This window comes from Tsukamurella conjunctivitidis (genome assembly GCF_007858475.1).
GTDB classification, from domain to species: domain Bacteria; phylum Actinomycetota; class Actinomycetes; order Mycobacteriales; family Mycobacteriaceae; genus Tsukamurella; species Tsukamurella conjunctivitidis.
The window spans coordinates 1-17,730 of sequence record NZ_VIGX01000012.1; the positions used below are offsets into that span (position 1 = coordinate 1).

General features: G+C 67.6%; 19 protein-coding genes and 1 tRNA gene. 10 read left to right on the top strand and 10 right to left on the bottom strand.

All coding sequences use genetic code 11. From position 1 onward, the window contains the following. Positions 1–170: 170 nt before the first annotated feature. Positions 171–470, bottom strand: a complete 300-nt coding sequence (locus FK530_RS17525) for a hypothetical protein (protein ID WP_146488275.1) — start codon at positions 468–470, stop codon at positions 171–173. A gap of 171 nt (positions 471–641) precedes the next feature. Here FK530_RS17525 and mihF point away from each other — a divergent pair, with 171 nt between their 5' ends. After that, on the top strand, positions 642–953 hold the full coding sequence (gene mihF / locus FK530_RS17530; RefSeq protein ID WP_146488276.1) for an integration host factor, actinobacterial type: 312 nt from the start codon (positions 642–644) through the stop codon (positions 951–953). A gap of 70 nt (positions 954–1,023) precedes the next feature. Here mihF and FK530_RS25915 read toward each other — a convergent pair whose 3' ends face one another. The 4 genes from FK530_RS25915 to FK530_RS17545 all read right to left on the bottom strand — a co-directional run bounded on the left by FK530_RS25915 (position 1,024) and on the right by FK530_RS17545 (position 3,416). Then, positions 1,024–1,191: a hypothetical protein gene (locus tag FK530_RS25915; protein ID WP_158645128.1), complete on the bottom strand. Its 168-nt coding sequence runs from the start codon at positions 1,189–1,191 to the stop codon at positions 1,024–1,026. A gap of 122 nt (positions 1,192–1,313) precedes the next feature. Then, positions 1,314–1,880, bottom strand: a complete 567-nt coding sequence (locus tag FK530_RS17535; RefSeq protein WP_146488277.1) for a hypothetical protein — start codon at positions 1,878–1,880, stop codon at positions 1,314–1,316. Next, positions 1,874–2,389: a hypothetical protein gene (locus FK530_RS17540; RefSeq protein WP_146488278.1), complete on the bottom strand. Its 516-nt coding sequence runs from the start codon at positions 2,387–2,389 to the stop codon at positions 1,874–1,876. The genes FK530_RS17535 and FK530_RS17540 overlap by 7 nt, the downstream gene beginning before the upstream one ends. Before the next feature lie 703 nt (positions 2,390–3,092). Then, on the bottom strand, positions 3,093–3,416 hold the full coding sequence (locus tag FK530_RS17545; RefSeq protein WP_146488279.1) for a hypothetical protein: 324 nt from the start codon (positions 3,414–3,416) through the stop codon (positions 3,093–3,095). 544 nt (positions 3,417–3,960) lie between these two features. On the opposite strand from FK530_RS17545, the gene FK530_RS17550 reads away from it, so the two are divergent. From FK530_RS17550 to FK530_RS17580, 7 genes are all read left to right on the top strand, one after another. Then, positions 3,961–5,148: an MspA family porin gene (locus FK530_RS17550; RefSeq protein WP_146488280.1), complete on the top strand. Its 1,188-nt coding sequence runs from the start codon at positions 3,961–3,963 to the stop codon at positions 5,146–5,148. 30 nt (positions 5,149–5,178) lie between these two features. Continuing rightward, a complete protein-coding gene (locus tag FK530_RS17555; protein WP_146488281.1) occupies positions 5,179–5,400 on the top strand; it encodes a hypothetical protein in 222 nt (73 codons plus the stop codon). After that, positions 5,397–5,879 carry a helix-turn-helix domain-containing protein gene (locus FK530_RS17560; protein ID WP_146488282.1) on the top strand — a complete coding sequence of 161 codons (483 nt, stop codon included), beginning with the start codon at positions 5,397–5,399 and terminating at the stop codon, positions 5,877–5,879. The genes FK530_RS17555 and FK530_RS17560 overlap by 4 nt, the downstream gene beginning before the upstream one ends. Positions 5,880–6,125: 246 nt before the next feature. Then, on the top strand, positions 6,126–7,829 hold the full coding sequence (locus FK530_RS17565; protein ID WP_146488283.1) for a polymorphic toxin type 44 domain-containing protein: 1,704 nt from the start codon (positions 6,126–6,128) through the stop codon (positions 7,827–7,829). A gap of 625 nt (positions 7,830–8,454) precedes the next feature. Then, entirely contained in the window at positions 8,455–8,790 is a 336-nt protein-coding gene (locus FK530_RS17570) for a hypothetical protein (RefSeq protein WP_146488284.1), read from the top strand. 964 nt (positions 8,791–9,754) lie between these two features. Continuing rightward, positions 9,755–10,450, top strand: coding sequence for a DNA/RNA non-specific endonuclease (locus tag FK530_RS17575; RefSeq protein ID WP_146488285.1), 696 nt, complete (start codon positions 9,755–9,757; stop codon positions 10,448–10,450). Next, positions 10,440–10,907 (top strand): hypothetical protein, encoded by a 468-nt coding sequence (locus FK530_RS17580; RefSeq protein ID WP_146488286.1) that lies wholly within the window; start codon positions 10,440–10,442, stop codon positions 10,905–10,907. Before FK530_RS17575 ends, FK530_RS17580 begins: the two co-directional genes overlap by 11 nt. A 660-nt stretch (positions 10,908–11,567) precedes the next feature. Here FK530_RS17580 and FK530_RS17585 read toward each other — a convergent pair. The 3 genes from FK530_RS17585 to FK530_RS17595 all read right to left on the bottom strand — a co-directional run bounded on the left by FK530_RS17585 (position 11,568) and on the right by FK530_RS17595 (position 13,659). Further along, positions 11,568–11,652 (bottom strand) — tRNA-Ser (locus tag FK530_RS17585). 40 nt (positions 11,653–11,692) lie between these two features. Further along, positions 11,693–12,868, bottom strand: coding sequence for a thiolase family protein (locus FK530_RS17590; protein WP_146488287.1), 1,176 nt, complete (start codon positions 12,866–12,868; stop codon positions 11,693–11,695). Positions 12,869–12,900: 32 nt separating this feature from the next. Next, positions 12,901–13,659 (bottom strand): 3-hydroxyacyl-CoA dehydrogenase, encoded by a 759-nt coding sequence (locus FK530_RS17595; RefSeq protein ID WP_146488288.1) that lies wholly within the window; start codon positions 13,657–13,659, stop codon positions 12,901–12,903. A 146-nt stretch (positions 13,660–13,805) separates the two neighbouring features. On the opposite strand from FK530_RS17595, the gene FK530_RS17600 reads away from it, so the two are divergent. After that, positions 13,806–14,771: an NAD(P)H-quinone oxidoreductase gene (locus FK530_RS17600; protein ID WP_146488289.1), complete on the top strand. Its 966-nt coding sequence runs from the start codon at positions 13,806–13,808 to the stop codon at positions 14,769–14,771. After that, on the top strand, positions 14,768–15,754 hold the full coding sequence (locus tag FK530_RS17605) for a hypothetical protein (RefSeq protein ID WP_146488290.1): 987 nt from the start codon (positions 14,768–14,770) through the stop codon (positions 15,752–15,754). The genes FK530_RS17600 and FK530_RS17605 overlap by 4 nt, the downstream gene beginning before the upstream one ends. Before the next feature lie 9 nt (positions 15,755–15,763). Here FK530_RS17605 and FK530_RS17610 read toward each other — a convergent pair whose 3' ends face one another. After that, entirely contained in the window at positions 15,764–16,402 is a 639-nt protein-coding gene (locus FK530_RS17610) for a LysE family translocator (RefSeq protein WP_158645129.1), read from the bottom strand. A gap of 2 nt (positions 16,403–16,404) precedes the next feature. Further along, complete coding sequence (locus tag FK530_RS17615; RefSeq protein WP_231706684.1) at positions 16,405–17,661, bottom strand: cysteine desulfurase-like protein; 1,257 nt, start codon at positions 17,659–17,661, stop codon at positions 16,405–16,407. Between the last annotated feature and the right edge of the window lie 69 nt (positions 17,662–17,730).

A 17,730-nucleotide genomic window follows, 5' to 3' on the forward strand; every position in this document is an offset into this window, starting at 1 on the left:
GTCGGCGCAACCACACTGCGCACCCGCGGCCGCCCATCCACACCCCGGACTCTAGCGGCTCAGGGCCCCACTCAGGTGGGGCCGAATGAAACCGCCCTACCGGGGCCAGATCAACTTGACATAGCCAATCGGGCACGGCTAGCGTTGTTCGAACCCGCTGCACTGCATAATCACAGCCCATCGGTGGCCGACGCGGAGATCGGGGTTCCGTCGCGCTCGACGGTGACCGTCCACCACTGCGTATCGAGCACGATCACCCTGTCCGCGTCGTTGACAGTGACCCGCCCCTGCTCGGGCGTGCCAGTGACGGCGATCGTGCCGCCGAGCGACGCCTGCCACAACTCGATCGCCTCGTTGCCCCCCTCGGCGTAGGCGTTGAGCCAGTCCTCGGCGGGATATCCGGTCAGGTCGCCGTCGATGAGGTCGCGCACGAACACGCGGAGTTGGGTGTCGGCCTCGAACTCATCCATGGCCGGAGGCTACCGGCGACCACCGACACGTCTCCACATCGTGGCGGGGGCAGGTAGGCCGCGAACGCGAGCGCATCGGTATTCACCTCGCGTCCTCCTTGGATCCTGTCAGCCCACCCGGCTACGGTCGCGCTCGACAGCACATTTCGTCACGACCAGGAGGAACACACAATGGCACTCCCCACCCTCACCCCGGAACAGCGCGCCGACGCACTCGCCAAGGCCGCCGCCGTTCGTAGCGCCCGAGCCGCGATCAAGAATCAGCTCAAGACCAGGGCGACCACCCTCTCCGCGGTCCTCGGCCGTGCGGATGAGCCGGCGGTCGGCAAGATGCGCGTCGCCGCGCTGCTCGAGGCCCTGCCGAAGATCGGGAAGGTCAAGGCCTCCGAAATCATGACCGAGCTGGAGATCGCGGAGAGCCGCCGCGTCGCCGGCCTCGGCGAGCGTCAGCGCGCCGCACTGGTCGAGAGATTCGCCGCCTGACCGAGTTCCACACCGAAGCCCGTCACCGTGGTGGTGGCGAGCTTCAATGTTTCCGGCGCGGGTATGACGGCTACTCGGGCAGGTCCTCCGTCTCACGCCGGATTGCTTCAGCTTCCTCGGCTGCCGTGATCGCGCCGCCGTCGCGGAGCACGCGCCAGTATTCGCGGCGGCGAGCGAACTCGCGCTCAACCCAGTCGGGTAGGCGCTGCCCGCCCTCGATCGGCTCGTCGTCGGTCACCGCCTGAGATTAGCTGCGGCGCACGAGCGAGCGAGGCGTTCTTATCCATCGTCGAGGGTGATCAAAGCCCGTAGGCCCGGTCGCTGCGTGATGCAGCGTTTTGGTCCCGCCCGATTGGATCTTTAGCGTTTGGTTGCGAGCGCGACTGTGGTGATGCATCCGGTCTTCTTGGAGACGTAGAAGTCGGCGACGCCGCCGTTGATGTTTGCGTAGTACGCCACAGTGGGGTCGGGGCCGTCGAAGCTACCGAGAGCTTCGCCGGTGATGGTGTACTTGCTCTTGATTGTGTCCGCGATGTTCGTTGCGCAGGGCTGGCTAGCGGCTGACACTGTGAAGCGGGTTCGGACCCACTTCTTGGTGGTCGGGCTGTTGGCGACGAGGACGGAGTCGAACTGGATTGTTCCGACGTTGCCGGTGCGTGATTCGTAGCGTTCGTCGGTCAGGGTGGCAGGTTCGAGCGGCTTGCCGATTAGCTTCGCTGTGGTGTCGCGGGTGAGCGGCATCTGACTGATTGCGGTGTCTACGAACTTCCAGAAGTCTTGCGTGGTGTCGCCGCTGGTTCCGGTGGACACAGGCATCGGGTCCTTCGCTGTGGATGGGTCAGAACAGCTGGTCAGAGCCATTGCGCATCCGAGGATCGCAGCCGTGAAGGTTGCCGCGTTAACAGTTTTCGGCATGGTGGTCAGCATCCCTTCGTATAGTATTGGAGGTAGTTGATGGTCGGGCATGTTGACGGCGATTCGTTCACGCCCCAGTGGTCAGCAATCTTACGAGCCGCCGCTTCGTACGCGGCGGCCGTTTTTCCTGCTGCAACGAATTCGTCGTAGGCGGCCCGGTACACGGCAACGTTCTTGGAGCTTCCCGAGGAGACAGCGATCTGTACTCCGTTGGCGGCGGCTTCCTGAGCGACTGTCAGGTTGTTGAGCGCTGCGTCGGCTTCGCCTAGCAGACCTCCGTCCGGCGTGGCCGGCCGCGGCCGTAGGGTGTGTCCGAGTTCGTGTGCCAGCATGCCCGCCAGTACGGAGTTGTTCCCAGTGTTGAGCTTGGGATCGAGGTAGATGTCCTTGCCGCCGTTGACGTAGGTCCCGCCGCCGGGCTTGCCGTATTGCACTGAACCACCGCTTTCCAGGAGGTTGTCGAGCTGTCGGCGAAGCAGCGGTGAGGCCTCGAGCTCCTTGCGCAGGCGGTAGTACAACACGTCGCGAGCAGACGCCGTGGCAGTACCCTCAACGCGCTCGGGAGTGGGAATCGTGCAGTTGTAGATGCCCGCCGGGCACGGATACGGCGTGCGACCACTCGATTCAGTGGGGGCACTCGGCGTTGTCGTCACTGTCGGGGGATTCAGCGTCGAGGTGGGGCTCGGTTCCGAGCAATTGAAGATGCACCCCGACTCCGTAGGAGTAGCGGTCGGCATCGTCGGCACGTTGCCCTGTACCGTGGGAGTGCCCGCTCCTTGTGTAGGTGCCTGCAAACCTGTCTCCGGGAGTTGTCCCGGTACCGTCGTTTGGGGTGCCTGCGGCGCGGTGGTGGGAACTGAATTGCCCTGCGTCGGAACATTGCCCTGCGTCGGGTTTGGGCCGCACGTGTTGCCAGATCCGTCGGGACAGGGTGCAGCGGCCGCCGGAGCTGCCAGCCAGCTGCCGCCGGTCGACTCCGACGCGGCCAGTGGCACCATCGCGATCGCCGTAGCAGCAACTGCCACCAGACCCGCGCCGCGCAAACGCCGCCGCCAAGCCGCGCCGCGATGCGCCCGTACTTCTCCATTGCAATCAAGCACAGCTCACGCCCCCTCAAGCTGTTCACGAACGCGAACAGCAGTCAAAGCAATATACCAAAGTATTTACTGGTTGCGATACATGATTGACCAGAACGGCCCAGAGGTCGGGTACCTGGAGTTGCTATCAGCGCGTATGAGCGGCGCGGTAGTGGGCGGCGACGTCTGTGAAGTAGAGGCGGCAGGCCGGACACGGTGCTCGGATTCCGTAGCCGGGCAGGGAGGCCTGTGCATTGGGGCGGGAGGACTGGCGGAGAGTCTCGGGGTGTGCTGTCCACCAGTGTCGGAGCTGTTCGAGGATGTCGACTTGCGGGACGCCGAGGTGTGCGGCGATGACGGAGATGCCGGCGTGGTGGTGTGCGGCCCAGTTGATGGCGTCGTTCCAGGTGGTCCAGCGGGCGCGGGCGAGCCGGTCTTGCCAGTGCTGGTCGATCGTGTAACCGGCAGGCACTTCCGTGTCGGCGGCGCTCGCCGTGCTGTGTGGTAGCTCTGCGGCTGCGCTCGTGGCGTCAGTCCCGCCCGGGCTCTCGTTGGTGGAAGCACGGCTGAGTGTTCGCTTCGTGGACGTGGACGGTGGCCTGGGTGTGGTGCGCCAGGCGGGGTGGAGGTGGTCGAGGAGGGCGTGGACCCACGGGTCGGGCAGCGGTTTGCCCCCGGTTTCGAGGTGCTGGCGGTTGGTGAGCCAGTGCCGCAGTGGTCATCCTCGTCGTGGCGTAACGGCTGCGTCACCGGCGCGTCCCCTCTCCGAATAGGTCTCGACCTGCATAAACAATTCGGACACCTGCGTTACCGACTCGGTGACGCAGACCCACGTACCGGAGTTAGCCTCCGCCGCACAGCACGACTTCCACGTACACACGTTTGGTTTCAGTTCAGTAACGATCGTACCTGCGGGTTGCAAACATCCGAAGCTTCCTGTTTAGCTCCGTTACGCAAGTGACTGATGTGACAAATGTGATTACGTCTAGCGATGGGCGTAGAAGGTTGGGGAAATCGTGACCGACAGTTCTCGGAAGCAGCCTCGGCGCACTGAGCCCGCGCGACGTGGCAATCTCGAGCAGAAGCAGCGGGACCGCGACATCAAGTCGAACCTGCGCACCGCGGCCGCGATCACTGTCGTCAGTGGCGTCGTTCTCGCCGGCGGCGTCGTCGCCGCGGCACCGCCGTCGGCAGATAAGGCGCCGCGGCCCGGAGCCATCCGGACGGGCTTGTTCGCCGACACCTCCCGGGCGCTCGAAACCCGCGAGGGGTATGTGATCCGGGCGTGGAAGTACGGTGAGGAACTCCGGTCGATCATCCCGCTCGGCCGTGCCCTGAACACATATGAGGCGATAGTCTCGATCGCCGGCGAAGGCCTGATCGAGTACAAGGATCCGAAGAACAAGCCGAAGGTGCCGATCCGGAGCGCGTCGATCACGGTCGGTCTGACCTTGGCGTGCGCGGCAACCCCCCAAAACATGCAGGTCAGCGGCACATTATCGAACGCGGTGAACGCCTCGGTGACGCCGTCACTGTCCGGCACCGTCGGCGCCACCGCTGGTGGCCAGGGCGGTTCGAGCGGCGGGCAGGGCAGCGGCTCGGTGAACGGGTCCATCACGCCCGGCGTCTCGGGGACGCTCGGTGACACGGTCACCACGTCGGGAACCATGACCGGCACCATCGCGCCGGGAACGTCGAAGGACTTCCCGATCGCCAAGAAGAGCCTCGCGGGCCAGTCCGGGTATGTGGTGACCAAGGAGACGCGGATCGCGATGGACTCGTGCCTGGGCGGGGCGCAGGTCCGCGCGTACGCGACTGCGACCCTGTCGACCGATCAGGGCGACTCCGCGATCACGACCTACGGCAAGCCACTGTTCATCGAGCGCGACAACCCCGGTCCGACTAAGAACCCGCCGAAGGTCAGCGAGGATCCGAAGCCGGCTCCCGCACCGGCTGTCGCGGGAACCACGATCGCTGCCGCCAAGAAGGCCGAGCCGGTCAAACCCGCGCCCAAGCCCGAAGGTACGGCGCCCAAGCCCGAAGGTACGGCGCCGAGGCCTGCCCCTGCACCGGCCGCGAAGCCGGTCGCTGCGACCCCGCCGAAGCCCGCCCCCGCACCCGCGCCGCCGTCGGCTGCCGCACCGCCCGCGAAGTCCGCCCCGGTGAAGCCGGGTGGCGCTGAGCAGCTGGTGCAGGTCCGGTGACCGCGCGCCGTAGAGCAGGGGAGCGGACTCATGGCTGAACAGGGACGCGGGAGCGTGCTCAAGGACGCGCTGGGCTTCGCTGCAGGCGCGGTGTTGATCGTGTGCTGCGCAGTGACGCTCCCGCAGCTCCCGAAGGCGGTCGAGGCGATCGGCCCCTGGCCGGTGTGGGGCGGGTTCTTCGTCATCACGATGGTCGCGGGCTGGCTGTTCTGGTCGAACGTCCAGAAGCTGTACGAGGCGATGCGACGGTGAGCGATCCTGCGGAGCTGAACCTCGCCCAGGCGCTGCAGCGGGCGTTCATCGAGGCCGGCGAGCCGAGCATCAGCTCCGTCGCCACCGGGTCCGGGGTCTCTCGCCAGCGCCTGTCGGCGTGGCGGTCGGGCCGGCACGTCCCTTCGCGATTCGAGGACCTCGAGCCCGTCGTCGCGTACCTGCACCTCGCCAGTGACAGCTCGGGCGCCGCTACGGACGGTTCGCTCGGTGCCGAGCGGGTCACCCTCTGGGAGGCAGGGCACTGGAGGCAGGCATGGAGTCGCTCGCTCACCGCCGAACCAGGCGGAGACGCCGGCGAGGGGGATCGAGGTGGCGCGAACGCCCCTGCTCCACTGGCCGAGGATCCGCCGGACGAGTACGACCGCAAGCCACTCGCTCTCGCCGTCGTCACCCTCCTGGTCGTCCTCGTCGCGGCCCTCGCCGTCGGGGCGTTCTTCTTGAGTAAGGCCTACGTCTGATGGTGCTGGAGGCCGCAAGACCGCAAGACCCGCACCTCTTGCGGGCCCCCGGACGCCCGCCCCGAATATCACGGTTTGGTCACGGAAAATGCTGTGACCAGCGGTCCGATGCCGCAAGACCGCGCAAGACCCCGCCGGACCGTTGAACCCGCGCCCCTGACCGTGCTCTGGTGAACCCACTTCCCGCTGATCGTGAACACCGCACCGATCGGCACCCCTCTTCTCCTCACGAAACGAGGCACCCCTGTGGCATCCCCATCCGATCCACCCACCGGCCGCGCCGGCGACACGGAACAGTTCCCGGTCGCCCGCACCGGCGCGCACGCGGCGCAGCCCAGCGACGCCGCACCCACCGACGGGCCCGCGCACGCGGTGGGATCCGACTCGGGCTCCGGCATCACCCGTGGCGGCTGGTGGGCCATCACCATCGCCGCTGCGGTCCTGCTGATCCTCGGGTTCCTGCTGACCTTCGGCCCGGCCCGCTACTGGACTCCAGTGCCAGTGGTCTTCCTCGGCTACTTCCTCATCTCCGGCCTCATCGGGCTCGTCTTCTGGAAGGGCGTCCGCGAGCTCCGGGACTCGAACCCGAACCTGCACTCCGGCGACGGACCCGCCTCACCCGGCGCCCGGGTCGCCGCTGCGATCGGCGCCGTCGGCATCGCGTCCGCATTGATCCTGCTCCCCGCCGGCCTCTCCGATGCGCCGGCCAACGCGGCGCCGTGTCCCGACGGTTCTAGTACCTGCGGCCCCACCGCTCCGACTCAGGACCAGCCGACGCAGGGCAACGGCGGCAACACCACCGCCCCGCAGGCACCGAACACGACCGTGCCCGGCTACACCCCACCCGACGCGCCGCCGCAGCAAGGCAACGGCAGCACCCCGACCGTGCAGGGCCAGGTCCCGACCATGCCCACCGGCGACACACCGTCCAACGGCTGCATCTTCAACTGCGGCCCCACCCAAGCACAGGCCCCGCAGACCGGACAGGCCACCCCGCCACAGACCGGACAGAACCCGGTCACCACCGCGCCGAACACGCCCGCGACCACCCCGCAGGCACCGACCACGACGCCGCAGCTGCGCACCCCGACACCGGAGACCACCACCTCCGCGTCGCGCAGGGCCCGCGACATCAACGAGCAGCGCAGCAGCAACGAGGACCGCGACAAGAACTCCGGCATCCCGTACCAGGCCGCCGAGCTCGCAGCCGTGGCTGGAACGTACCGGCGGCGCACCGCTTGGGCGAATCGAGCGCTGCAGGACGGTCGGACCGTCGCGAGCGACACGACGCAGATGGTCTTCAAGAGCATGCCCGACCGTGGATCCGGGGATATGACTCCTGGTTCCTCCACGAGCGAGATGACCGAGGGCAACTCGGCGTACAACCGGGCGATTCAGTACATCTACGACGAGATGATGCGGAATTCGTCGGGCAAGGTGGCCGAGAGTATCCGCGCAGCATGGAACATGGAGGGCGACGAGAACACAGGCGACGTCAGTAAGGGAGGAAAGGCGGCCGCACTCGCGATCTGGACTGCGCAAGTCCATTCCGGAGGCTCGTGGGATCATAAGCCCAAGTTGGCGGCCATGTTCAACATGGAGAAGATGGGCTACTACTTCAGAATGCCTGGCAGCGTTCGCCCTGATGGCGCGGCCGACCTGCTGTTTTACGACATCTTCTCGAACATCCACTACGGCTACGTAGGTCGCGCGTCGGGCATTCCGTCGACCGTCCTCATGGGCGGACAGATGATCCCGCTACCCGGCGTCGGCCTGGTAGACCGCGGCGATCTGGAGAGCATCCGCCTCGGAATGCAGCTGTACGACAAGTTCGGAGCAGACATGACCAGTTCCCAGTTGAATTTGGCGGTGACGGAAATGGTCAAGGAGTGGGTGGCCGCTGGGGGCCGCGGCAAGGTGATCGTCGGGGGTACCGGTGGTCTCGCCTAGCGACTACAGCGGGCGGGGGTATGCCAGGACGAACTGGCGCGCGATTGCGCAACGAGCGTTGCTCTTCGCGTCGCTTGCCGGAGTCTTGGCGGGCGGGCTCATAGGGATCGGAGCTTCCGTCCGCGAGTGCCTTCCGCTCTCCGTCGATGCAAGCTCGAGAACATCGATCACTCTGTACACCGTGGGGTGGTCGACGTGGGCGATGGCGCTGTCCGCAGCGGTCTACTTCGGCCTCCACACGGGGCGAATGTCCAGGTGGGTTCGATTTGCCATCGTCGCCTCCGCAGCAATACTCCTGATCAGCGGTGTCGCAGCTGTGCATATGTGGAGCCACAACACGCTGTGCTCAGTGCCGGACTCCGCTTTCCAGCGCGGAAACCATGCGGGCCACTAACGCCTTGGTCACCCAGCGGAGGCGGGCCCCGCCGCCGACACCACAAATCCAGATGGTCTCGCAGCGCAAGGTCGCCCGCGCACTTCTCACGGTAGGAGTCGGAGGTGTAGACATCGGCCTCGCGGGCGCTGCGCACCAAGGGCTGATCTCGGTGTACCAGCATCTAGTCATCGGCAACAACGGCCCGGCTGAACGACCGGTTCTCGGATTCCCCCCGCTCCAACCGGTGCCATGAGTGACGACGACACTTGGCGTTGGAACGAATCCGTAGCCGCCCCGCGGCGGTCGGTCTTCTACTCGAGATTCATCCGGTTCACGACATGGACATACGTGGCGCTGGTGTTGACCCCGATTCCCGTGGCCCTCGTGCTCGGCCTACAGGCCTTTCCACGCTTCGTGGGGCCCGCGCTCCTGTACATCTTGTGGATGGGAGCGCTCGCCTTGTTCTTCGGCGTCCTCATCGCACCGGCTGCGGGTTTCGTCCTCGCAGTCTTGGTCACGGCATACATACGGGCAACAGTCGCACTCGCTTCGAGACGCGGTGACCGATCCAAGGAGGTGATGTGAGCGTGAATCAACGCTCCCGTTCCGACGTACAGCGGCGTGCTCGCGAAGAAGGCTGGCGGCAACGACATCTTCCAAATAAGGCCCGCATGAAGGGTGACTGGCCGTGTTTCTAATCGCATCCACCGCATTCTGCGCGATCATGTTCCGTTACCCGAACGTCTGCGACGATACAACCCCGGGTTATGGCTTCGCGTACCTGGCCAGGATATTCCTGGCCCTGGTGCTATGCGCGCTGTTCGAGCCGATCCTAATCTCCGCCGCGGTATGTCTCAGACGCCGGGTTGGCACTGCCCTCGCAGTCGCCACATACCTATGGAGTTCAATCGTCGCGACTGCGGCAACGGTTGTGCCGTTCGCACTGTGGCTAAGTGGAGCATGCCCTTCCGTCCGGCAAGACTCCATCGCTCCGTATTGGCCTTGGGCTATCGCATTCCTCGCCGGTGGAACAATCCTGCTCACAACGACTGTGGTCGCCAAGGTTAGGCGGCATCGCAGAGGTCGAACAGTCGAACCGACGAGTCGGCCGAAGTGGTGACGATGCGACGTCCGGGCAAGTGGCAGATCGTGTTCCTCATCTCGCTGGTGGTGGTCATCGCGCTGAGTCTCCTCGCGATCTGGGCCACCTCGTGCGGCAGCAGCTGCGGGAACCCGAGCGTCGGCACCTCGTCCGTACCAACATCGACAGCGAGGTGACCGCGTTCACGAGCTAAGCAGCCCCGCCGAATAACCCTCACCCACACCGCGCACACCCGGAACCACAGTCACCGACGGCAACACTGCAGGCAGCGTCATCGGCGACACCGCGCACACCCCCACGAGCCCTGCCCGTGTTCTACCGGCCGCAGAGCACGCCGTCGGCGCTGCCGAACGAGCTGACACCCCACCCCCCAGAGCAGACAAACAAGCCACCCCAGACACACCGGCGGCACCCGATGCCGACCGGACGCCTATCGGCACTGCTGCAATGCCTTCCGATACCCCTCGCCCGCAGGTTGACCGCGAGTTCACGGTCACCGGCAAAGACATACCCGGCCCAAAGACCTCGTTCGCAAGCCGATCAGATCTCGAGCCCAACGCCGTCTACCGCGTCGAAGGACGAGGTGACTTCTACACAGACACAGACGGCAAGGTCAACTTCATCGAAACCACCTACGGCAGTAACGGTAAACTCAACGCTGAACTGCAGAACCCGCAGCCCAACACCACCTATGCCGTGCACCCTAGCGTCCACACCCCCTCCGCTGACGCCAGCAATGCGCACATCTTCAAAACAGACGGCGAGGGCCGTGTCACCTTCGCGCACACAGAGAGCCTGCAACCAGGTGACGCATATCGCTCTGGCAGTGTGACAGGACGTGTTGGTAACCTGGGCGGCGAAGCCTACGAAGGCGGACACACTTTCGGCAACTTCTTCGGCGGCGGCACCGAGGTTACCAACCTCGACCCGATGCTCCGCGCCGTCAACAGAGGAAGCGGCGAAAGCTTCGGCAACCTGGAAAGATCTTGGCGAACACTGCTAGATAGCCCCAATCCGCCGAATATCGAGGTCGCCGTCGAGAAAATTTTCGAAGGCGACAGCAAGGTGCCAACAAAGTTCATTGTCGACTACCGAATCGATGGAGGCAGACCAATGACAAAGATCTTCGAAAATGTTCGGTAATAGCAGAGGGATTCATGCACAGCACGAAGCGCAGGCTGCGCTCAGCGCCGCAGTGGTCCAGCTGATACCACCCGATGCGACCGCCCTGAGGATCACCGCCTCGTTACTCGACCCTGTTTCTCTGTATACCTTCGATGCAGAGGCAGACGACGGTTCTGTCGAGTACGTGAGGCGACCACGAGGGCTCGACTTGGGCTTGATCAGGAACCTCCGAGCCGCGATGTATCAAGACGGGCTCGGGACTTGGTTCTCCGCCGTGATTCGTGTGGACCGCAGCGGAGCGGTTGATGCGACGTTCAACTACGATGACGAACCCGAGTGGGACGCGCCCGTTGACTCCATCGCCTACCTGACCGATCAAGAAACTTTCCCCCGCGATGTCGAAAAGCAGCCGCCCTGGTTGCAGGAGAAGATCGCGGAGGGCGTGAAGCGTCGTCGGGAACTGGGCTTCGAATAGGGCGCATACCTATCTGTCCATGGTGTCTGGCCACTCGCTGTGAGTATCCCGGTCCCGACATACTCCGGTCGGCCGAAGCGCGCCCCGGCCCTGAGGGTGTGTCGATGGAGTTGGAGGAGGAGGCCTATTCCGAGAACCAGGCGGGGCGAATACGGTGGCGATCAGCATCGTTACCGGAGACAGCGCTCGCAATGGTCGCCGCCCCACCATTGGGGGTAGTGTCACGGCCCCCAGCCGCTCGTGGAGGGCACGCGGCAGCGCCCGCCACCCCGGAGAGCAACTTCGCGAACTCCGGTGATCGGATCACCCCCAACGGCACCGTCAGCCAGGAGACCCGCAGCGGCTGGGAGAAGTTCCGTGCCGGAGACTGGCTGCCGATGAAATACCGCGCCAAAGACGCCCTCGGACGCGAGCAATCCCTGGTACACCATCGACAAGATCGACGATCAGACATCGACAATCACCCAGCACATCGCCCCCAACAAGAACGCGTTGTACCCACTGGTGGCGGATGCAACCGATCCTGGTGGTGGCGGTGCCTCCGGTGAAGGCGGTGAATCCCACAACGACAGCCCGAACACAAGTGGCAAGGTGTGGCAAGGTGTGGCAAGTTTCGAGGGTCCCGATGCCGTGTCCGGCACCGGGACCCTGTTCTACCTGCGGAAGCGGAGGGATTTGAACCCCCGGTGGTTTCACCCACGCTCGCTTTCAAGGCGAGTGCATTCGGCCGCTCTGCCACGCTTCCCTAGCGCCGTACGATACCGGACTCACCAGGGGATCACCGCTCACAGCCGCTCGATGATCGTCCCGTTCGCCATGCCGTTGCCCTCGCACATCGTCTGCAGGCCGTAGTGGCCGCCGGTCTGCTCGAGGTGGTTGACCAGCGTCGCGAGCAGCCTGGTGCCGGACGCGCCGAGCGGGTGCCCGAGCGCGATGGCGCCGCCGCGGGGGTTCAGGCGGGCGGGGTCGACGTCGAACTCGGCGGCCCAGGCCATCGGCACCGACGCGAAGGCCTCGTTGACCTCGAAGGCGTCGATGTCGTCGGCGCGCAGGCCGGCGCGGGCGAGCACCTTGTGCGTCGCGGGGATCGGTCCGCTGAGCATGACCTCGGGGTCGGAGCCGACCACGGAGAAGGAGTGGAACCGCGCCCTGGGCGTCAGGCCGAGGGCCTCGGCCTTCGCGGCGCTCATGATCAGCGCGGCGGAGGCACCGTCGGTGAGCGGCGACGAGTTGCCCGGCGTGATGGACCAGTCGATCTCGGGGTACCGCTCCGCGAACCGGGGATCGGCGAAGGCGGGCTTGAGACCGCCCAGCCCCTCCGCAGTGGTCGAGCCGCGCACGGTCTCGTCGACGGCGTGCGTGCCACCGTCCGGCAGCGCGACGGGCACGATCTCCCGGTCGAAGCCACCGGCGGCCTGCGTCGACGCGGCCCGACGGTGCGATTCGGCGGCGAAGGCGTCGAGCGCCTCGCGGTCGAACTTGCCTCGTGCGGCGAGCAACTCGGCTCCGATGCCCTGGTGCGGCAGGCTCGGGAAGCGGGCCGCCAGCGGCGCGAAGGGCGCACCCCCGGCGGGGCTGGTGCCCATGGGCACGCGGCTCATGGACTCGACGCCGCCGGCGATCACCACGTCGTACGCACCGGCGATCACACCCTGGGCCGCGAAATGCGCCGCCTGCTGCGAGGATCCGCACTGGCGATCGATCGTGGTGCCGGGCGTCTCGATCGGGAGCCCGGCGGTGAGCGCGGCGACCCGCGCGATATTGAGCGCCTGATCCCCCACCTGCTGAACGCAGCCACCGATCACGTCCTCGACGAGGGCGGGATCGAGGTCGTTGCGCTCGATCAGGGCGGAGATGACACCCGCGAACAGGTCGACGGGGTGCACGGGATGCAGGGCGCCGCCCGGCTTCCCCTTGCCGGACGGGGTGCGGACGATGTCGACGATGACGGCGTCGGTCATGGCGGGAGTTCCTTCTGCAGTGGGAGGGATTGTCAGCGCGGTGCCATGCGGATGGCACCGTCGAGGCGGATGGTCTCGCCGTTGAGCATCGGGTTGCCCACGACGGCGGCGACGAGATCGGCGTACTCGGAGGGATCGCCGAGCCGCGCGGGGTGCGGCACCTGCGCGCCGAGGGAGGCGCGGGCCTCCTCGGGCAGCGTGCCGAGCAGGGGCGTGAGGAACAGTCCCGGCGCGATGGTCACGACGCGGATCGCGACGGATGCGAGGTCACGGGCGATGGGCAGGGTCATGCCGACGACGCCGCCCTTGGACGCCGAGTACGCCGCCTGGCCGATCTGTCCGTCGAAGGCCGCGACGGACGCGGTGTTGATGATGACGCCGCGCTCCTCGCCGTCACGCTCGTTCCCCGCGATCGCGGTGGCGGCCAGCCGGACCACGTTGAACGTACCGATCAGATTGACCGAGACCACCTTCGAGAAGGCGTCGAGCGGGAACGCACCCTTCGCGCCGGTGGTCTTGATCGCGTTGCCGATGCCGGCGCAGTTCACGACGATCGCGAGCGAGCCCTCGTCGTTCGCGAGGTCGACGGCGGCCTGCACCGCGGCCTCGTCGGTCACGTCCGCCGGCGCGAACCGCACGGCGTCGCCGAGTGCCGCGAGCGCCGAGGTATCGGCGCCCGGCAGGTCGATCGCGACGACGCGGGCGCCACCTGCGGCGAGGCGGGTCACGGTCGCGAGGCCCAGGCCGGAGGCCCCGCCCGTGACGAGCGCCGTCGTGTTCTTCAGGTCCATCGCGTTCTCCTCACCATCAGGCGTCCAAGTGACAGAATGTTCATTCACTTCTAACACACGGCGGCCGGCGCGGTCGCATTCTCACGAAGCCGGGGCCCACACCACAGCCCACGCGGCGGCGGCACCCGGTGTGCTACCCATGAACCATGAGGGCGATCGGAGTCGACGAAACCACGCAGGACCTGCAGCTCATCGACCTGCCGACCCCGGAGCCGGGCCCCGGCGAGGTGCGCATCGCCGTCGCCGCGACAGCGGTCAACCGCGCCGACCTGATGCAGCGCCGGGGCCTCTATCCGCCACCGCCCGGCGCCAGCCCGATCCTCGGCCTGGAGGTCTCCGGCACCGTCGACGCCGTGGGACCGCGGGTCGAGGGCCTCGCCGTCGGCGACGAGGTCTGCGCGCTCCTGTCCGGGGGCGGCTACGCCGAGTACGCGCTGGCTCCTGCGGTGCAGTGCCTACCCGTGCCCGCCGGAGTGTCCCTCGTCGACGCCGCGGCGTTGCCCGAGGTCGCCTGCACGGTCCACTCGAACGTCGTCACCGAGGCCGGGCTCCGCGCCGGCGAGACGCTCCTGATCCACGGCGGCGGCAGTGGGATCGGGACGCACGCCATCCAACTCGGCAAGGCGCTGGGCGCGACGGTGGCGGTCACCGTCGGCTCGGGGTTCAAGGCGCAGCGCTGCCGCGACCTGGGCGCCGACATCGTGATCGACTACCACGACGAGGATTTCGCGGAGGTCCTGCGGGACCGGGCCGACGTGATCCTCGACATCATGGGCGCCAAGTACCTGCCCCGCAACGTCCGGGCGCTCGCCCCGCAGGGCCGGCTGGTGATCATCGGCCTGCAGGGCGGCGTCACCGGCGAGCTGAACATCGGTGCGCTGCTGGGCAAGCGGGGCCGCGTCAGCGCCACCAACCTGCGGAACCGTCCCGCCGACGGGCCGCACGGGAAGGCCGAGGTGGTCGCCGCGGTCCGCGCGCAGGTCTGGCCCTTGTTCGCCGACGGTGCGCTGCGCCCCGTCGTCTCCGCGCGACTGCCGCTCGCCGACGCCGCGGCGGCGCACGAGCGCCTGAACTCCCCCGAATCCGTCGGAAAGGTACTGCTGACGCCATGATCGACGACCTCGCCACCCGCCTCCTCGAGGCGCAGACCGCCTTCGCGCGCAAACAGCTCCGCGACACCGCCTACCACTCCCTGGTGATCGACGAGGTGGACCACGCACTCGCCGTCGCCTCCGAGCTGACGCTCGCCGAGGCCGTCACGCCCGACATGATCAAGGCGGTCGCCGCGAAGTACGCGGTCCAGGTCCCGGTCGAGGGCGCGATCCCCGAGCTCGTCGGCGAGATCGCCGGACGCCTGCACCGGCACCCCGTCAACGAGACCACCCGCCTCGATGAGGTGATCGACAGCCACAGCTTCGAGAAGCTGCTGGCGACCGTCACCGAGATGGACCTCACCCATCGCGTGCTGCAGGCGGTCTCGGAGAGCCCGGCGACCGAGGACGCGGTCGCCTCGGTCCTGCACGCCGCCGCCTCGTCGGCGGCCGACGACGCGACCCGAGCCCTGGCCCGGAACGCGGTGACCCGCACCGTCGCCGGCGCGGCCGCCCGCGCGCTGCGCCCCGCCCTCCCCACGATCGGGCAGCGCGCCGATGCGGCAGCGCGGCGCGGCGTCCGCTTCGCGCTGCGGAGGGTCGCCGTGGAGGGGGACGAGACCCTCGCCGACGCGATCCGCGACTTCTGGCGCCGGCAGCGGGGCAGCGTCCTCGCCGACTACCGCGGAGTGCTGACCGACGGGGACCTCGAGGACGTCGTGGTGCTGATCTTCGAGTTCTGGCGCACCTTCCGCGACACCGACTACTTCCGGGCACTGCTCGACGAGGGCATCGACCACGTCTTCGACAAGTACGGCGACTCCTCGCTGTACGAGTTGCTCGCCGAACTGGGAGTGGGCCGCGAGGACATGATCGAGGAGGCGCTGCGCTTCGGCCCGCCCGTGATCGCCACGCTCGACGAGCGCGGCGTGATCGAGGACCTCCTCCGGCGTCGGCTCACCCCGTTCTTCGAGTCCGAGGAGTACCGCGCCGCGATCGGCTGACGGGCACCGTCACACGAACGCGAGTACCAGCACCACCACGCCGGCGACGGCGGAGATCGCCGCACCGACCGCGGTCACGATGCGCTGGATCCGGTCCGTGGACCGGGCGCGCAGTACTGCGCCGAAGGAGAGCAGCACCAGGTTCCAGCCGACCGAGGCGATCCCGACGCCCAGCGCGAAGGCCGTCGCCACCGGCACGCGGCTCAGACTCTCGCCGAATCCCACGGCGATCGCACCGAAGTACACCAGCGGGAAGGGATTGACCACCGTCAGGGCGAAGAACATCCCGAACCGGGCCAGGCCCCTGCCGCCGCGGGAGGAATCGGAGTCGTCATCCTTCGGGGCGGGCCGGCGCGCCTGGCGGGCGAGGACCACTGCGACGACCAGCAGGAGCACCCCGCCGATGATGGACGGCCACGGCTCCCAGCCCTCCACGATCGGAGCGACGACGGTGCCGGCCGCGAGGGCGACGATCGCGAACAGCAGGTCCGCGACGCCCACGCCGAGCGCGGCGGGAACCGCGCGCCGCCACCCCCGGGACGAGCCCTCGTTCAGCAGCAGAATCCCTATCGCACCCAGCGGAAGGACCGCACCCAGACCGGCCACGATCCCCGCGCCGAACGCGCCCGCCAGGGCCGACGGGCCCACCGTCAGCCCAGGGAGGCGAGGGCGCGGACCAGCTGGTCCACGTCGTACGGGGTCGAGTACGGCGCCAGCCCGACGGTGACGGCACCGCCGTACTCCGGCACGCCGAGCCCGGCGAAGTACCGGCTGGGCACGTTCGAGAGGGCGCACACGCCGTTGTCCGCGAGACGCTTCGCCGCCTTGGCCGCCGGCACGCCGGGCATGGTGAAGGAGACAGTCGGAACCCGTCGCTCGGCGCGGCCGATGATCGCCACCTGCGGCGCGGAGGCCAGGGAGTTGAGCAAGTAGAACAGGAGCCGCTGCTGGTACTGGCGCAGGCCGAACATCGACTGCTCCAGCCTGTCGCGCCGGGTCCCGACCGACGACTCGTCGAGGCCCGCGAGGTGGTCGATCGAGGCGATGAGACCGGCGAGCATGGCGTACTGGTGCTCGCCGAGCTCGAACCGCTCCGGCCCCGTCAGGCTGCGGTCGGGGTTCACGGCGCGCAGCCGGCCGAACAGCGACGGATCGCGGAAGGCCATCGCGGCCACCTGCGGCCCGCCCCACCGGTTCGCGCTGACGAGCAGGACGTCGGCACCCAGGCGCTCGATGTCCAGGAGCTCGTACGGCGCGGCGCTCGTCGCGTCGACCACGAGCAGTGCGCCCACCCGGTGGGCGGCCTCCGCGGCCGCGGCCACGTCGATGACGGTGCCGATGGTCGACGAGGCGTAGGGCACGGCGATCACCGACGTGCTCGGCCCGGCCAGCTCGGCGAACTGCCACGCCGGCACCTCGCCGGTCTCGATGTCGGCCTCGACCCACCGGACCCGGCCGCCGCCGCGGTCCGCGACGCGCAACCACGGAGACTGGTTCGCATCGTCGTCCAGGCGGCACAGCACGATCTCCGAACCGAGCCCCAGGCGCGCGCTCAGCGACTCGGCGAGCGAGTTGAGCAGTTGCTCACGGCTCGGCCCCAACACCACGCCCTCGGGCTTGCCGCCCACCAGATCCGCCACGGCGACCCGGGCGGCCTGCACGATCGAGCGCGTGTGGGCCGCCGCGGCGTACACGCCGTACGGGTTGCTCACGAACCCGCGGAAGGCATTCGCCACGGCCGAGGAGACGGCGCCGGGGATCTGCGCGCCGGCCTGGGGATCGAAGTGGATCCACCCGTCCCCCAGGGCAGGGTAGAGCCCCCGGACGCGGGCAACGTCGAATGCGGATACCGCAACCGCAGTCGATGCCCGGCCGGGTGCACCCTGGCCTTCTGAGAACGTGTTCACTGGGACGCAGATTACACCGCCGCACTGACGACACCGTGGTCCGCCCGCGGGGAGCTGCCAGAATGGTGC

What these genes read in the sequence shown, in the direction of transcription:
- FK530_RS17605 (WP_146488290.1), top strand. Translation starts at nt 14,768, where the DNA reads ATGATCGACGACCTCGCCACCCGCCTCCTCGAGGCGCAGACCGCCTTC.
- FK530_RS17590 (WP_146488287.1), bottom strand. Translation starts at nt 12,868, where the DNA reads ATGACCGACGCCGTCATCGTCGACATCGTCCGCACCCCGTCCGGCAAG.
- FK530_RS17555 (WP_146488281.1), top strand. Translation starts at nt 5,179, where the DNA reads ATGGCTGAACAGGGACGCGGGAGCGTGCTCAAGGACGCGCTGGGCTTC.
- FK530_RS17600 (WP_146488289.1), top strand. Translation starts at nt 13,806, where the DNA reads ATGAGGGCGATCGGAGTCGACGAAACCACGCAGGACCTGCAGCTCATC.
- FK530_RS17535 (WP_146488277.1), bottom strand. Translation starts at nt 1,880, where the DNA reads ATGCTGACCACCATGCCGAAAACTGTTAACGCGGCAACCTTCACGGCT.
- FK530_RS17595 (WP_146488288.1), bottom strand. Translation starts at nt 13,659, where the DNA reads ATGGACCTGAAGAACACGACGGCGCTCGTCACGGGCGGGGCCTCCGGC.
- FK530_RS17575 (WP_146488285.1), top strand. Translation starts at nt 9,755, where the DNA reads ATGCCTTCCGATACCCCTCGCCCGCAGGTTGACCGCGAGTTCACGGTC.
- mihF (WP_146488276.1), top strand. Translation starts at nt 642, where the DNA reads ATGGCACTCCCCACCCTCACCCCGGAACAGCGCGCCGACGCACTCGCC.
- FK530_RS17580 (WP_146488286.1), top strand. Translation starts at nt 10,440, where the DNA reads ATGTTCGGTAATAGCAGAGGGATTCATGCACAGCACGAAGCGCAGGCT.
- FK530_RS17525 (WP_146488275.1), bottom strand. Translation starts at nt 470, where the DNA reads ATGGATGAGTTCGAGGCCGACACCCAACTCCGCGTGTTCGTGCGCGAC.
- FK530_RS17570 (WP_146488284.1), top strand. Translation starts at nt 8,455, where the DNA reads ATGAGTGACGACGACACTTGGCGTTGGAACGAATCCGTAGCCGCCCCG.